This window comes from Pseudomonas sp. Z1-29 (assembly GCF_051131995.1).
Classification (GTDB): Bacteria; Pseudomonadota; Gammaproteobacteria; order Pseudomonadales; family Pseudomonadaceae; genus Aquipseudomonas.
The window spans coordinates 2,646,289-2,659,306 of record NZ_CP071645.1 but is presented as its reverse complement, the minus strand read 5'-3'; the positions used below and the strand labels follow the sequence as shown (position 1 = coordinate 2,659,306).

The window sequence follows — 13,018 nt, the reverse complement described above, 5'->3', positions numbered from 1 at the left end:
TCGAGCATTTGCCTAACGGAGCGAAAATGACTGACGACATCGACCAGATCCTCATCAGCGCCTTGATGGAAGACTCACGACGTTCCCTGAAGGCCCTGGCGAGCCTGAGCGGCCTTTCATCCCCCAGCGTTGCCGAACGCCTGCGCCGGCTGGAGGAACGTGGCGTGCTCAAGGGCTACACCGTCGAGGTCGATCCAAAGTGCTTTGGTTACCAACTTCAGGCCATCGTGCGCATCCGTCCGTTACCGGGGCAGTTGCAAGAAGTGGAGCGGCAGATCCAGGCCATCGGCGAATTCACCGAATGCGACAAGGTGACGGGGGAAGACTGTTTCATTGCGCGACTGCACGTGCGCTCGATGGAGCAGTTGGATGTGCTGCTGGACAAGTTGAATGTGCTTGCCGAAACCAATACGGCGATCGTCAAGAAGACACCGGTCAAGCGGCGCTTGCCGCCGATGGAGTAAGGGCTTTCGAAGTGACCGCATTTCTGTGGGAGCGAGCCTGCTCGCGAAAGCAATATCACAGTCGATGAAGATGTTGGATGTGCTGGCCTCTTCGCGAGCAGGCTCGCTCCCACAGGGGCCGGTATCCGAGTACAAAAAAACGGCGCCTTCCCTTTCGGGAAAGCGCCGTTTTTTACTTGAACAGCTCAGGCCATGACAGCCGTCACCGCCCTATCAGTCGTCGCGGCTCATCAACCCGAACAGTTGCAGCAGGCTGACGAACAGGTTGTAGATCGATACATACAGGCTGACGGTCGCCATGATGTAGTTGCGCTCGCCGCCATGGATGATGGCGCTGGTCTGGTAGAGGATGCAGACCGACGAGAACAGCACGAAGCCGGCGCTGATCGCCAGTTGCAGGCCGCTGATCTGGAAGAAGAAGCTGGCCACTACCGCACCCAGCAACACGAAGAAACCGGCGGTGATGAAACCGCTCAGGAAGCTCATGTCCTTACGCGAGATCAGCACGTAGGCCGACAGGCCACCGAACACCAACGCCGTCATGGCGAAAGCCGAGCTGACCACTTCGGCGCCGCCCTGCATGCCCAGGTAGCGGTTGAGGATCGGGCCGAGCAAAAAGCCCATGAAACCGGTCAGGGCGAAGGCCGAAACCAGGCCCCAGGCCGAATCGCGGAGCTTGTTGGTGAGGAAGAAAAGGCCGTAGAAACCGATCAGCACGACAAAGATGTTCGGGTAGCCGACACGCATCTGTTGTGCGACGAAGGCCATCACACCGCTGAAAGCGAGCGTGAGTGCCAGCAGGCCATAAGTGTTGCGCAGGACGCGGCTAACCTCTAGCTGCTCAGCCTGCACGCTGTTGTTCACTGCGTAATCCTGTTCGCGCATGGCGACACTCCTCCGGTTTTGAAACATTCAGTGGCAAGGATAATAACAGACGCTCTGTAACAAGCTACGTAGAGAGTTTGACAGTGTGTTTCATTCGGGTATTATGGCGCCCGCAACGCAGTACGGAGGTGTGGCCGAGTGGTTTAAGGCAACGGTCTTGAAAACCGTCGACTGTAACAGGTCCATGAGTTCGAATCCCATCGCCTCCGCCATCTTCTAACGTTAAAGCCCTGATCATTCAGGGCTTTTTCGTGTCTGGCGTTTGAAAAAACAGTGACGGTCTTCACAAAGGAAACAGTGCATGCCATCCCCTACCCCACTCAAGGAAAGTAAAGTGACCAGCAAAACCATCGGTTCGATCGTCGCGGCAATTATCGGCGTGGTCCTGTTATGCGTGTTCTTTGGCAGCTGGTACACGGTGGATGAAACCGAGCGTGGCGTGCTTTTGCGCAACGGCGCCCTGGTTGGGGTGGTTGAGCCGGGCCTGTCGTTCAAGACGCCTTTCATCGAGTCGGTCCGCCTGATCAGCACACAGAGCCAGGTGACGTCCTATGACGACCTGCAGGCGTACAGCAAGGACCAGCAATCAGCCGAGCTCAAGGTGTCCGTGTCCTGGCATATCGCGCCTTCCGATGTAGCGAAGGTCTATACCCAGTTCAAGGACCTGGAAGGCATTCGCGACCGGATGATCAGCCGCCAGGTGCCGACTCAGGTGGAAAACGTGTTCGGCAAGTTCAACGCCGTCGCCGCCGTGCAGAACCGCGTGCAACTGGTCAATGATATTTCGGCGGCGATCAAGGCAACTATCACCGGGCCGGTGATCATCGACAGCGTCCAGGTTGAAAACATCGATTTCAGCGACGCCTACGAAAAAGCCATCGAAGCGCGCATGGCCGCTGAAGTGCAGGTCAAGACTCGTGAGCAGCAGCTCGCCACCGAGCAGGTGCAGGCTCAGATTCGGGTGACCCAGGCCCAGGCGGAAGCCGATTCGCAAGTTGCCCAGGCCAAGGCCGACGCGCTGGCCACCGAGCTGCGCGGCAAGGCTGAAGCCGAGGCGATCAAGGCGCGCGCCCAGGCGCTGGCCAGCAACCAGAACCTGGTTGAGCTGACCAAGGCCGAGCGTTGGAACGGCGAGCTGCCCACCACCATGCTGCCCAACACCGCGCTGCCCTTCATCGATCTCAACAAGTAATGCCCCTCGGCGCGGCCAGTCCTGGCCGCGCCTCCTCGCAGCACAGTGTGCCCGGAGCACATCCGTCCGCCTCGTTGACGCTACACTTTGCTCACTGACGCATCCGACGTTTGAACGTTAGCAGGGAGCTCTACGTGTACCCAGGCCAAAGCAGCTCGACGAAACACCCCGTCTCCCTTATCAAGAAATACAAATGGCCCGCCCTGTTGGCCACTGCGCTGGTTGTGTTTTCAGCCCTGATATTCTTCCTGATCAAGTCCTACACGGGCGACACCGCGACCTTCTTCGAGTCACGCGACTTCATCCGTCAGCTCAAACAAGCCGACGCCAACTGGAACGTGAAGATTCTCAGGAAAAAAATAGGCGTCAGCAACAACCTGTCACTCGCTCCGCCAGCCGACGCGCATAGCCGATGGGAGCAATTGGAGCAACTGAACAGTTCCGGTCCACTGGCTGCACTTTGGGCGTCGAGACGCAACGGTTACATGGACGCGGTCAGGAACAAGACCCTGTTGGTGGAACAGTTCGAGCAGCACAATGCCAATCTGCGCGCCTCCCTGGATGCACTTCCGACGGTAGAGGATGAAATTCAGACGCTGCTGCAACAGATGAAGGATGACGGAGAAATCGCTCGGCTGACGGCAGCCTCCAGCGTTCTCGACCTGGCGCTGACCACACTGGAATACGCGCTTTATGTCACCTCGGACAAAGCCAGCGAACTGCAAGAACAGCTAAGCGAACTCGAACATCGGATCGACCAGTTGCCCTCGTCCTATCGGCCGGCTTTCACCTCACTGACCCGGCACGTCAAGACCGTCATCCAGGAACAGCCAGTAGTCAACGATCTGCTGGATCGCATCAGCGTCATCCCCGTCGCCCAGGAACTGGACAGCATCAACGAGCTGCTCAACGAAACGCAGCGCAGGACGGCCGCGATCGATCGCAAATATCATATGTACCTGGCCGTCTGCGCCAGTCTGATGGCGCTCTTGATGATCTACCTCGCCGTACGGCTGGTGCGCAGTTCTTCGCTCATCAACCAGATCAACCATGAGCTGCAAACGTCCAACGACAAGCTGGAGCAACGCGTGGAGGAGCGTACGCGCGAGTTGAAGGAGGCCGAGCGTGAGCTGGTGGACGCCGCGCGCATGGCAGGCATGGCCGAGATCGCCACGAACGTGTTACACAATGTTGGCAATGTCCTCAACAGCGTCAACATCTCAGCGGAGCTGGTGACGCGCAAGTTGAAGAACAGCAAGACGCAAGGGCTGGGCAAAGCGGTAAGGATGATGAATGAACATGCCACGGACCTGGGTCAGTTCATCACCGAGGATGAAAAAGGCAAGTTGTTGCCCCGGTATTTCAATGAACTGGTGGATTCCATCGCCACCGAACAGGGGTTGCTGATTGAAGAACTCGCGCAACTGACCAAAAGCATCGACCACATCAAGGAGATCGTCACGACTCAGCAGACCTATGCCGGGGCTGCGCGGCTGATCGAGCCGCTGAATGTGGCCGACCTGTTCGAAGATGCATTGCGCATGAATTCGGGGGCGCTCAGCCGACACCAGATCACCGTGATCAAGGATTATCAGGACATTCCGATGATCATGGGCGACAAGCATCGCCTGCTGCTGATCCTGATCAATCTGATCAGCAATGCCAAGGCCGCCATGTCCAACGTCGAGCCGCCAAGGGAAATGACCCTGGGGGTCCGCATCGTCGATCAGACAACGCTCTGCGTCAGCGTCAGGGATCGTGGCGAAGGGATCGCGCCTGAAAATCAGGCGAGGATCTTCAACCACGGATTCACCACCCGCAAGGATGGCCACGGTTTTGGCCTGCACAGCTGTGCCCTGGCGGCGGTGGAGATGAACGGTCGCCTGCAGGTTCAAAGCGACGGACCGGGGCAAGGCGCCCTGTTCACTTTGGAAATCCCGTTGGAACTGGCATTTTCCTGAGACAGGTTGACTTCGCGGCGAGCGTCTACTCCCGCCGCGAAGTCAACGGAGCGTCTGTTTACCTGACGTTCGCGGACGCAGCGCTGCGGCGTTTCCGGGCGGGCAACGCGGCGGCATAGGCCAACGCCTCTTCGCGCGAAGCAAAGGAACCCAACCGGTCCGCCTGGGTGCAGACCCTCCAGGGCCCGCTGTTCACGCTGAGCACGTCATAGCCGTTGATGTGCATTTTGGTCAGCATCGCAGTACTCATGATCGTCACCTCCTCAAGAAAACGGGGTTACCGCGCCTACCTTACTCCCGGTGCGCCCATAAGGGCCAACCGAGCGTCGCCACGCTGGCTCGTCAACGCCCCTCAGTCAGGATTGCGCTTCCATAACCAATCCCACAGACCGGGCAGGCGCACCGGCTGGGTGGCGTCCTTGAGGGTCCGGGCCATCGCTGCGCGCTCCAGCGCCTGGCGATCGTCATAGAAAGGTTTCGCGTAGGTCTTCAATCCGGTGGCCTGGGCGCTGTCGATCAGGATCTGCAGATATTCCCGCGCATGACGGGCGGTATAGCGGTTGAGGTCATGGAAGGTCACTACCACCGGAATCACTCCATCCACCGCAGGCAACTGCCCGGCGGCGATGCGCTCACGCACCTCCGAGAGCTGGCGTAGCAGGTTTATCCGCCGGCGAGGACTCATGGTGATGCCCCAGACCTTGCCATCGTTGGCGCTCAAGTCAGTCAGCAAAACATGCATGCCATGCCGTTGATAGGCGGCGAAGGTGCGCGGGTCATAGCTCCAGAATGGCGGCCGGACCAGGGTCGGCGGTGCGCCGGTAACCGCGGCGATGTCGGCTGCACCGTGGGTAAGCGAAAGCTCCAGCTCATCGGGATCGAGGGATCGATGGTTGGTGTGCCAATGGGTAGCCGTGTGAAAACCCAGGACATGCCCCTCGCGCTGCTCACGCTGCAGCACCGAGCGACCGATGTCGCTGCCACCGGCCCGTGGCGCTCGCGTCTGGACAAAAAACAGCGCCTTGATTCCCGGCTGCACCGGGTTGTCCGCAAGGGCGTCGAGCACGTCCAGGCTCGGGTTCCAGAAGGATGAGGCGCTGGGACCGTCATCGAATGTCAGGAGGAAACGGATCGGCGGCTGGACGCGCAAGCGTTGCTCGGTTTGCGCGGTCAGCTCGATGGGCGGGCCGATACATCCCGACAGGCCGTTGGCAAGCAGCACCACAAGCAGTGCCTTGGCGATCTTATTCATGTCCTGCCTTTATTCAGTGCCAAACCTGCGTCGCCTTCGATCCCTGGCACCGGTGTTGAAGCCCACCTTGGAGAAGGTTAACCGGGTTTGGTTCCTCACCATAAGCGCCTTCATTCACGGTGTGTGATACATCTCACGCGGCAGCCCTGCCCGCCCCGATTTTGACCGTCCGGAAATTCGATGGAATTTTCCGAACGCCTCCGTATCCATCCGTATAGGATCAATTAGGGAGGATTTATGGGCGGTCCATCGCTTTACATCATCGACTACGTGCTCCATGGCGAGCCCAAGTCTTTCATCATTCGTGCAGAAGTGATGAATAACTCCGAAGCTTGGCACTGGGCCAGTTGCGATGCGGGTGTCGGACGTATACCCAAATTCGGCAGGGAAAAAGTCAAGCGGGTCTCCAAACCCATGGCGGAAAAATATGGCATTACCGATGTGCGCTGGCGAGCTTCCGTCGCGCCGTCCTGGGTCAGGGAGTCAGGCTGAAACAGACATGAACACGTCCGGCGTACCGATTGTCCAGTCGTACGCCGGATATCGACCGATCAGAAATATCTCAACTACGCTTAACTGCAGCATGGCGCGCCGTCACTGGCGGGTTTTGCGCTGCCCCATCCTGACCTTTAACGGAGGTGTGACATGTCTGAAAAAGAGTCCATCACCACCCTGTTGACCTTACTGGAATCGCGCCAGGCGCGGCTGACAGCCGCCTGCAAGGAAATTGCCGACTGGGTCGATCACCAGGGCGGGCACCCCGCCGCCGTACGAATCCGCGACCGACTCAATGATATCGAGAAGGACGCCCCCACGATCCAGAGCGCGCTGTCCTCATTGAAGCCCGCGGAACCGCCGCTGCCCAAGTTCCGTTAGCCATCGCCCCAGGCAGGCCTCCCCCGTTCCATGGTTGAAAAACAATGGAACGAGCATGTTTTTTGCGCCTCGATATCGTTAGGTATCGGTGCAAAATCGTCTTGAAAGGGAGAACATCATGAATGCCAAGGTCCTGCTTCTGATTGCCTGTGCCAGCCCTGCGACTGCCCTGGCGCAAGGTTGTGACGTCATCACCCGGTCCCAGAGCCAAGCGGTGCCGGAAATCGAAACCCGCAGTTGCTATGAGTACAAGGGTGTTCCTGCCGAAGCCATCGGCTGGTCGTGCAGTAACGAAAGCAAAGGCACGCTCAGCACCGAGAAGAAACCCGTCGAACGCTGCGCCGAAGGTTATGTAGCCACCTGCCAGGCGAGGCTGACCCAGGAGGCCCTGGCCAATCCCCGTTCCACCAGCAAGGACCGCAGTGGCAGCTCGGCGAATCTTCCGGACAATGCCCAGGTCACCCGGTACTACTACGGCGCAGAACAGCTGCAGCAAGCGAAAAAGGACTGCGAAACCACCGGCGGCCAATGGAAAAACCGTTGACCGGGGTGGCCCGCATGTCCCGATGTCAGCCCTTGCTGTGCTCGGGCGACGAAGGCGGATTCTTCATGCCTCGCGGCCCGGCCACACCCCAGATAATCAAGCCCAGCACCGGCAGGATGACCAGCAGCAATGCCCAGCCTGCCTTGGTCCCGGCCGATTTGTCGCTGCGAAAGACGCTGACGATCGCCCACAGATCCAACAGCAACACGATTACCGCAACCGCGATCCAGAAATAACTGGCTAGTTCAGACATGGCCTTATCCTCTTGTCAGTCTATGGATTAGGCATGACCGCTGCGGGACCGTTCAAAGAATCTGCCTGTTACCTGCGGCGAGAGGCGATGCGGCTACGCGCGTTCATTCAGATAGGCGACCCATTGCTCATAGGCCTCATGTTGGCGCCGGACGGCCTCATCCCAGGCAGTCCCGGACATTTGATGGACACAGATCAGCGCCATCATTTCTGAGGTCGCTGTGTCGAGCTCGACTAAAAGTTCGTGGGATTTGATTTTGAAGTCTTCAACGGTGGTCATCTCTTCTCGCTCCCCCATTACCGGGACCGGATCGTCCACCCAACATTGATACGTTTTTCCGGCGCTGATTCATTTTTTGCGATGACCGGTCGATGCCGCGCAACACCGACAGCCATTGGTGAAATAAACGCAGCCTTTCATGGCTGCCCACGGTCCCAGCGGTATGAGCCGAAATACTTTTTGAACGCGCGAATGACGCAAGGCTCAAATATTGCAGTTATATTGCAATTTAATGACAGTCGGTGAGTGGGCAAGGTTATGAAAATTCGAGCGACCGTCATCTGTGAAGAAGACCGCCACATCCTCCTGGTTCGTAAGCCCAAGAGCCGCTGGGCCTTGCCTGGCGGCACCGTCGAGCGTGGCGAGACGCATGCCGATGCTGCCTTGAGAGAACTGGCGGAAGAAACCGGATTGAGCGCCGAAAACCTGCTCTACCTGATGCGGATCAGCGATGGCGACACCGAACACCACGTCTTTGAGGCTTCGGTCAACGACTCGAAGGGCGCCAGGCCGCAGAATGAAATCAGCGACTGCCTGTGGCACCCCCTGGATGCCCTCGCCCAATTGCAGATGAAAAAGGGCATGCGGGAAATACTCGAGGCGTTTCGGCGCAGGTTGTAAAAACCCGGCACAGCGGCCGGGTTTTGTGGAGCCCTTTGCAAACTACTTCGCCCCGCCATTCTGGCGGTTCGTCTGGGCGTCCTGATCGGATCCGGGGTTTCCCGGCGGCGGATTCCAGTCTTCCGGCCTCTCGCCAGTGCCCTGCTTTGGCTCAGACTCAGCTTGTTCAAGACCGGAATCATGACCTTCGCCAGTCTCAGGCGTCTTTTCATCAGGTCCCGGGTATGGCGCTTCCGGACCGTTGTTGTCGATTACCATAATGTGTCTCCCGTTCTGAAGCGCAGGATCTGCGCATACCTTTGAGAGGGTTTGCTCAGGGAGGAAGTGCTATGGCGTCGACGAGCGGATGAAAAACGGCTGGTCGGCCTGTTGCTGCCCACTCTCAATGGAAACGACAGCCCCGTGGCGAGGGAGCTTGCTCCCGCTCGGCTGCGAAGCAGTCGTAAACCAGCGGATGCGGTGTGTCAGACGCTCCGTGCTTGGCAGGTTTTGGGGCGGCTTCGCGGCCCAGCGGGAGCAAGCTCCCTCGCCACGGGTCTGTGGTGATCAGCCGGGCTGTTTTTACGGTTCCCAGAAACGAAAAAGGGCTTGCCTCAGCTTTCGCCCGCAAACCCTTGATCTTGGATGATGCCCGAAGCCGGAACCTAACTTGACGATAAAACTCCAGTATTATTGGCTACCTCTAAAGATAATCCATTCTGATGTACTGATCCGTGTACTAATTGATTGTCGCTGGCTCGATTTGACCGACTCGCAGGCCTCACCTTACCACCTGCTGTTACAGTTCGTCGCCTCGCCCTCGCTCGGATCATAGCGCCTCGATCACTGTATATAAAAACAGTATCAATCAAGGCATGGTCATGGACCCGTATGAAATAGAAGACACCAGCGACTGGCTGGGCACCCCAACCCCTGGAAATGTACAAGCACTCCTGCCTCATGCTCGAGAACGAGGTGCAGGAACTCACGACCCAGTTGCGCAAAGCCCGTCAGGACATTTTCGGCTTGATCGAAATGCACGGTGCAGAAGCCAAAGAGTCCGCCAGGCTGCGGGCTGAGCTGAAGCGGGCAAGGGAGCGATGGAATTCAGAGCATCTTTTATATGGCGAACTCAAGAACAAGTCGGACTTCGACTATATGGCAAGATCCGCGCTGATCGCCGACCTGTACCGGCGACTGAAGGTCTACGAGGGTGACAGCCTCCCCGAGTACATCATCACCAACAACCAGCCAAAGTAGCGAAAATGAGGGTTTTTCATGTGCGGACGACTCTCGCAGTACACCGGCATCCACGACTTCGTGGCTGTGTTGAGCATGCCTAATGCACTGGTCAACACCGTTGGTGACCAGCCCTTGGATCGGTACGACGGCGCACCGGCGCAGTAGCTCGCCTTGCTCCATCAGGAAGACGACACGCTGCATACTGACCTGGTGCGATGGGGATGGCGGCCATACTGGGCCAAAGACAGGGCCGCACCGATCAATGCCCGGGTAGAGAAAGTCTCCCACGGACCGTTCTATCGCCCGATCTGGCCGAACCGCGCCATCACGCCGATCAACAACTGGTTCGAGTGGGTCGACGAAGGTGGGCCGAAGAAGCAGCCCTACCTGATCCGCCGGCGGGACCAGGCACCGATCCTTTGCGCATCGATCGGCCAGTTCCCCACCGGTGGCCGTGAGCGTGGCGAGCATGACGGCTTCGTCATCATCACCGCCGACAGCGCGGGCGGGATGTCGACATCCACGACCGCCGGCCCGCGGTGCTGACGCCTGAGCTTGCCCGGGAATGGCTGGACCCGGCCACGCCAAAAGAACGCGCCGAGCAAATGGTCCTGCACCAGGGCGAGGCGGCCGAGGCCTTCGAGTGGTTCAAGGTGGATCGCGCCGTCGGCAATGTGCGCAACCAGGGCCCGGACCTCATCAAGCCTATCGCTGACTCACTTCTCTGATGTTCTAGGGGCGCCAGACAGAGCGCCCTGGGTAAAAACTTTCCTTAAGGATGCGGCTGTAGATCCGCCAACTTTATTCATGGGGAGCTCCACAAATTGATAGGAGACAACCGATATAACGATGGTTAGGGGTACAGAGATCGCCGCGTAGACTATTGCGTTTTCAACCATCGACATCTGACCAAGCGGTATTCCAAGCTTAACGCAAAGTTGCCTAGTCAGAATCATTCCAACCAAGTGCATTAAATAAAACGAAAAGGATATCTTGCCAAGGAATGATAAAACCGGGCGATTAAGCCATTGCATAGAATCAGAGCGTCCAATGCTCAGAATCAAAGCGCCCGCACATACGGTCTGGAGCATAATTGACGAGTCTGTCTTGTACCCCAACAGCATGTCTGAAACTAGCATTACCAGCAACGCCGAATAAGCAGCTACAGGGCCAACGGCTACACTCCTGCTAAAGTTCGCTATAATGCCACCCACAAAAAAAGCGGGTAAATATTTAGCGTAAATAGGCATCAAATAGCCACCAAAGAACAGGGCAGTCAACATCAATCCAACCAGTATCAAGCCTGGCCTAAAAATTCTCCCGACCATGAACGTCGCGAATACAACCAGGCACCCTACCAGCTCTACCTTTAATGTCCAGGCAACGCTATTGATAGAAGTGTCCATTAAAAGCATGTTTTGGACAAGCTTCTGAGACGGGTAGCTTATAATGTATCCAAGAATAATTAGGCTGAAAATCAGCGCTGGGAATATTCTATAAATTCGCCTTACTACAAAAACCGAAAACTCTTCCAAATAGTTCGTGGAAGTTATTCTCTTAAGCGAAAGGGTTAAGACGAATCCGCTCAAAACAAAGAATACAATAACTGCCGAGTGAGCATTGAAGACGAGCTGTATAGCCCTGGCTAAAACACCCTCGACATTTGAAAAATCAATCATGGACCAAGTCTGGGCATGGTATGGCTGCGTCGAAAAAGGCGGTGAGGCAATGCGCCACGGCGACACACAGCGCCGCCAAGAACCGCAATGAATCAAGACTGCTGTTACGGTCCATTCGAACCTCCTTGTAAAAAAGCAATTGTCGCTGAATAGGCCGGTTACGGCAAAGCCATTCATTGGTGCGAGCCAACTGCATCGGGGCCACTCGGCCCCGACAAGCTTCCTTTAATTCAATCGTTACGGCACGTCCTTGAAAAAGATATGATTGCCCAGGCGGAAGGTCTGGGTCGCATCCTTGGACCAGGCCGGGGGCTTCGGCATCGTGGTCGCGTAGTAGTGGGTCGCGCCGCGAGTGATGTCCGGCTGGGCGCCGGAGATCACCAGATCGGCCGCCCGCAGCGCCTGGGCGAACTGCGCCGGCGGAATTGGCTTGGCCCCGCTCAGGTACGGATAGTTCCGGTCGTTCTGGTTCCAGCAGCTGAACTGGTACGGCTTCAGGCACACGCCGGCGTACCCCTCGCCCCACCAGGACTTTTCCTTTCCATCGTTCACACGGTTGCGGATCACGCAGCCCACGGCGATCTGGCCGGCCAGGCCCTCCCCGCGAGCCTCGCCTCACAGGGTTCGGGCGAGAATGTCGCGGTCCTTCTCGGTTGCATTCATATCTTTTCTCCGGGCGCAAAAAAACCGCTCAGCGGCGGTCTACTGGCGAATCTGTTGTGAGTTGGTTAGAAGGGGCTCAGCTCAACACTGAAATGCTGACACACGATGTCCCCGGCGCTGGCCACTCCATTTCGCCTTGGACCCTAACAATGACCGCGGCGGCCTCATCTACAGTGCCGGTCCCCGTAGCGATGGAATTACTGACGCTCTGCACATCGGACCGGCGGATATATTCCTGATTACCAGCCGAAATCAGCTCGATTTCTGCATCAATCCGCCAGGCACCACCGTTAGTGGTGGCAGCCCACCCCCCGGCATTCAGCGCGCCGAAAAAGATTCGGATCGTTTTGTTGTTCGCGTTCGCCGCAAACGTGCCGTAGGCCAAAATCTTAACTTTCTGCCCAACTTTTAGAGTTCCGGCAGAAATCGTATAAGACATCAGATCAGTAGCTGTAACGCTGGCGGGGGTACTTGAGGATCCGGTATCGCGATGAACTACAGGTGCAGTGTTGCCGCCAACCAATCGCCCTCCGGAAATCGAAACGCTGCCTACAACTCGAACGTCTCCCTCGACCGTCTGCCGCGATAGCGGCACCAGGTACGGCGGAACAATCCCTTCCCCCTTCACCCGAATCATCTTCTTCAACTGCTTCACGGTGCCGGCTGGCACCGTCCAGAGCGCTGCTTCGAAGTCGAATTGATCGATGGTTGCGCTGCGCAACTCGATCGTACGGACACCAGTCAGCAGTAACAGCCTGATAGCGCTATGGAAGAATCGGCGGCGGCCTGCTTCTCTTTTCGGCGATGCGATAGAGGATCTACTCCTTTCGCGACAAGCGAACGAGCATGATCCCGCTGCTCACGAGCCTCTTTCAGGGAGATTTCTGGATAGGTTCCAAGTGACATGCGCGGCTGCTTGCCATGCCATGAGAACCGGAAGTGCCAGGATTTCGTGCCATTAGGGGCGACGAATAGAGAAAGGCCGGCGCCGTCGGCGATAGAAAATTCTTTGTCGGCCGGTTTGGCCTGGCGCACAGCGGTGTCTGTGAGGGGCATTAGTACACCACCAAGTCAGTCGAACTGAGAAAGGACTGAATGATGTACTAAAAAATGAGATGTGGTGATAAT

General features: G+C 57.4%; 14 protein-coding genes, 1 tRNA gene and 3 pseudogenes. 10 read left to right on the top strand and 8 right to left on the bottom strand.

The genetic code is table 11. The features are described from left to right. Positions 1 to 26: 26 nt before the first annotated feature. Positions 27 to 464 (top strand): Lrp/AsnC family transcriptional regulator, encoded by a 438-nt coding sequence (locus J3P84_RS12285; protein ID WP_434600994.1) that lies wholly within the window; start codon positions 27 to 29, stop codon positions 462 to 464. A 213-nt stretch (positions 465 to 677) separates the two neighbouring features. Here the strand turns inward: J3P84_RS12285 and J3P84_RS12280 are convergent, their stop codons facing one another. After that, on the bottom strand, positions 678 to 1,349 hold the full coding sequence (locus tag J3P84_RS12280; protein ID WP_434630496.1) for a Bax inhibitor-1/YccA family protein: 672 nt from the start codon (positions 1,347 to 1,349) through the stop codon (positions 678 to 680). 124 nt (positions 1,350 to 1,473) lie between these two features. On the opposite strand from J3P84_RS12280, the gene J3P84_RS12275 reads away from it, so the two are divergent. From J3P84_RS12275 to J3P84_RS12265, 3 genes are all read left to right on the top strand, one after another. Beyond that, positions 1,474 to 1,561 (top strand) — tRNA-Ser (locus tag J3P84_RS12275). A gap of 122 nt (positions 1,562 to 1,683) precedes the next feature. Further along, positions 1,684 to 2,541 (top strand): SPFH domain-containing protein, encoded by an 858-nt coding sequence (locus tag J3P84_RS12270; RefSeq protein WP_305501228.1) that lies wholly within the window; start codon positions 1,684 to 1,686, stop codon positions 2,539 to 2,541. A 203-nt stretch (positions 2,542 to 2,744) separates the two neighbouring features. Beyond that, positions 2,745 to 4,502, top strand: coding sequence for a DAHL domain-containing protein (locus tag J3P84_RS12265; protein WP_434631278.1), 1,758 nt, complete (start codon positions 2,745 to 2,747; stop codon positions 4,500 to 4,502). 58 nt (positions 4,503 to 4,560) lie between these two features. Here J3P84_RS12265 and J3P84_RS12260 read toward each other — a convergent pair whose 3' ends face one another. Next, entirely contained in the window at positions 4,561 to 4,752 is a 192-nt protein-coding gene (locus tag J3P84_RS12260) for a DUF2188 domain-containing protein (protein ID WP_434630493.1), read from the bottom strand. A 102-nt stretch (positions 4,753 to 4,854) separates the two neighbouring features. Beyond that, complete coding sequence (locus J3P84_RS12255) at positions 4,855 to 5,754, bottom strand: polysaccharide deacetylase family protein (protein WP_434630491.1); 900 nt, start codon at positions 5,752 to 5,754, stop codon at positions 4,855 to 4,857. A 237-nt stretch (positions 5,755 to 5,991) separates the two neighbouring features. Between J3P84_RS12255 and J3P84_RS12250 the strand changes: the two genes are divergently transcribed. The 3 genes from J3P84_RS12250 (at position 5,992) to J3P84_RS12240 (ending at position 7,174) form a co-directional block, all read left to right on the top strand. After that, positions 5,992 to 6,246, top strand: a complete 255-nt coding sequence (locus tag J3P84_RS12250; RefSeq protein ID WP_305500602.1) for a DUF6555 family protein — start codon at positions 5,992 to 5,994, stop codon at positions 6,244 to 6,246. A 153-nt stretch (positions 6,247 to 6,399) separates the two neighbouring features. Beyond that, positions 6,400 to 6,630, top strand: a complete 231-nt coding sequence (locus J3P84_RS12245; RefSeq protein WP_305500600.1) for a hypothetical protein — start codon at positions 6,400 to 6,402, stop codon at positions 6,628 to 6,630. A gap of 118 nt (positions 6,631 to 6,748) precedes the next feature. Beyond that, complete coding sequence (locus J3P84_RS12240; RefSeq protein ID WP_434630487.1) at positions 6,749 to 7,174, top strand: hypothetical protein; 426 nt, start codon at positions 6,749 to 6,751, stop codon at positions 7,172 to 7,174. A gap of 25 nt (positions 7,175 to 7,199) precedes the next feature. Here the strand turns inward: J3P84_RS12240 and J3P84_RS12235 are convergent, their stop codons facing one another. Both J3P84_RS12235 and J3P84_RS12230 read right to left on the bottom strand, forming a co-directional pair. Then, positions 7,200 to 7,427, bottom strand: coding sequence for a PLD nuclease N-terminal domain-containing protein (locus tag J3P84_RS12235; RefSeq protein WP_434601000.1), 228 nt, complete (start codon positions 7,425 to 7,427; stop codon positions 7,200 to 7,202). 93 nt (positions 7,428 to 7,520) lie between these two features. Further along, positions 7,521 to 7,706, bottom strand: coding sequence for a hypothetical protein (locus J3P84_RS12230; RefSeq protein WP_434630485.1), 186 nt, complete (start codon positions 7,704 to 7,706; stop codon positions 7,521 to 7,523). Between the two features lie 258 nt (positions 7,707 to 7,964). Here J3P84_RS12230 and J3P84_RS12225 point away from each other — a divergent pair, with 258 nt between their 5' ends. From J3P84_RS12225 to J3P84_RS12215, 3 genes and pseudogenes are all read left to right on the top strand, one after another. After that, positions 7,965 to 8,327, top strand: coding sequence for an NUDIX hydrolase (locus J3P84_RS12225; RefSeq protein ID WP_434630483.1), 363 nt, complete (start codon positions 7,965 to 7,967; stop codon positions 8,325 to 8,327). A gap of 939 nt (positions 8,328 to 9,266) precedes the next feature. Beyond that, entirely contained in the window at positions 9,267 to 9,566 is a 300-nt protein-coding gene (locus J3P84_RS12220; protein WP_434630481.1) for a hypothetical protein, read from the top strand. An 18-nt stretch (positions 9,567 to 9,584) separates the two neighbouring features. Then, positions 9,585 to 10,276, top strand: a pseudogene (locus J3P84_RS12215) (SOS response-associated peptidase family protein). Here J3P84_RS12215 and J3P84_RS12210 read toward each other — a convergent pair. From J3P84_RS12210 to J3P84_RS12200, 3 genes and pseudogenes are all read right to left on the bottom strand, one after another. Further along, positions 10,265 to 11,227, bottom strand: coding sequence for an acyltransferase family protein (locus J3P84_RS12210; RefSeq protein ID WP_434630479.1), 963 nt, complete (start codon positions 11,225 to 11,227; stop codon positions 10,265 to 10,267). The pseudogene J3P84_RS12215 and the gene J3P84_RS12210 overlap by 12 nt on opposite strands. A gap of 237 nt (positions 11,228 to 11,464) precedes the next feature. Then, positions 11,465 to 11,890: pseudogene (locus tag J3P84_RS12205) on the bottom strand (cell wall hydrolase). Between the two features lie 568 nt (positions 11,891 to 12,458). Further along, positions 12,459 to 12,946, bottom strand: a pseudogene (locus J3P84_RS12200) (integrase family protein); the annotation flags it as partial. Positions 12,947 to 13,018: the final 72 nt, after the last annotated feature.

Excerpts from the sequence above, each read along its gene's own strand:
- J3P84_RS12255 (WP_434630491.1), bottom strand. The coding sequence starts at position 5,754 with ATGAATAAGATCGCCAAGGCACTGCTTGTGGTGCTGCTTGCCAACGGC.
- J3P84_RS12245 (WP_305500600.1), top strand. The coding sequence starts at position 6,400 with ATGTCTGAAAAAGAGTCCATCACCACCCTGTTGACCTTACTGGAATCG.
- J3P84_RS12235 (WP_434601000.1), bottom strand. The coding sequence starts at position 7,427 with ATGTCTGAACTAGCCAGTTATTTCTGGATCGCGGTTGCGGTAATCGTG.
- J3P84_RS12230 (WP_434630485.1), bottom strand. The coding sequence starts at position 7,706 with ATGACCACCGTTGAAGACTTCAAAATCAAATCCCACGAACTTTTAGTC.
- J3P84_RS12210 (WP_434630479.1), bottom strand. The coding sequence starts at position 11,227 with ATGATTGATTTTTCAAATGTCGAGGGTGTTTTAGCCAGGGCTATACAG.
- J3P84_RS12250 (WP_305500602.1), top strand. The coding sequence starts at position 5,992 with ATGGGCGGTCCATCGCTTTACATCATCGACTACGTGCTCCATGGCGAG.
- J3P84_RS12225 (WP_434630483.1), top strand. The coding sequence starts at position 7,965 with ATGAAAATTCGAGCGACCGTCATCTGTGAAGAAGACCGCCACATCCTC.
- J3P84_RS12220 (WP_434630481.1), top strand. The coding sequence starts at position 9,267 with ATGCTCGAGAACGAGGTGCAGGAACTCACGACCCAGTTGCGCAAAGCC.
- J3P84_RS12280 (WP_434630496.1), bottom strand. The coding sequence starts at position 1,349 with ATGCGCGAACAGGATTACGCAGTGAACAACAGCGTGCAGGCTGAGCAG.
- J3P84_RS12285 (WP_434600994.1), top strand. The coding sequence starts at position 27 with ATGACTGACGACATCGACCAGATCCTCATCAGCGCCTTGATGGAAGAC.
- J3P84_RS12260 (WP_434630493.1), bottom strand. The coding sequence starts at position 4,752 with ATGAGTACTGCGATGCTGACCAAAATGCACATCAACGGCTATGACGTG.
- J3P84_RS12240 (WP_434630487.1), top strand. The coding sequence starts at position 6,749 with ATGAATGCCAAGGTCCTGCTTCTGATTGCCTGTGCCAGCCCTGCGACT.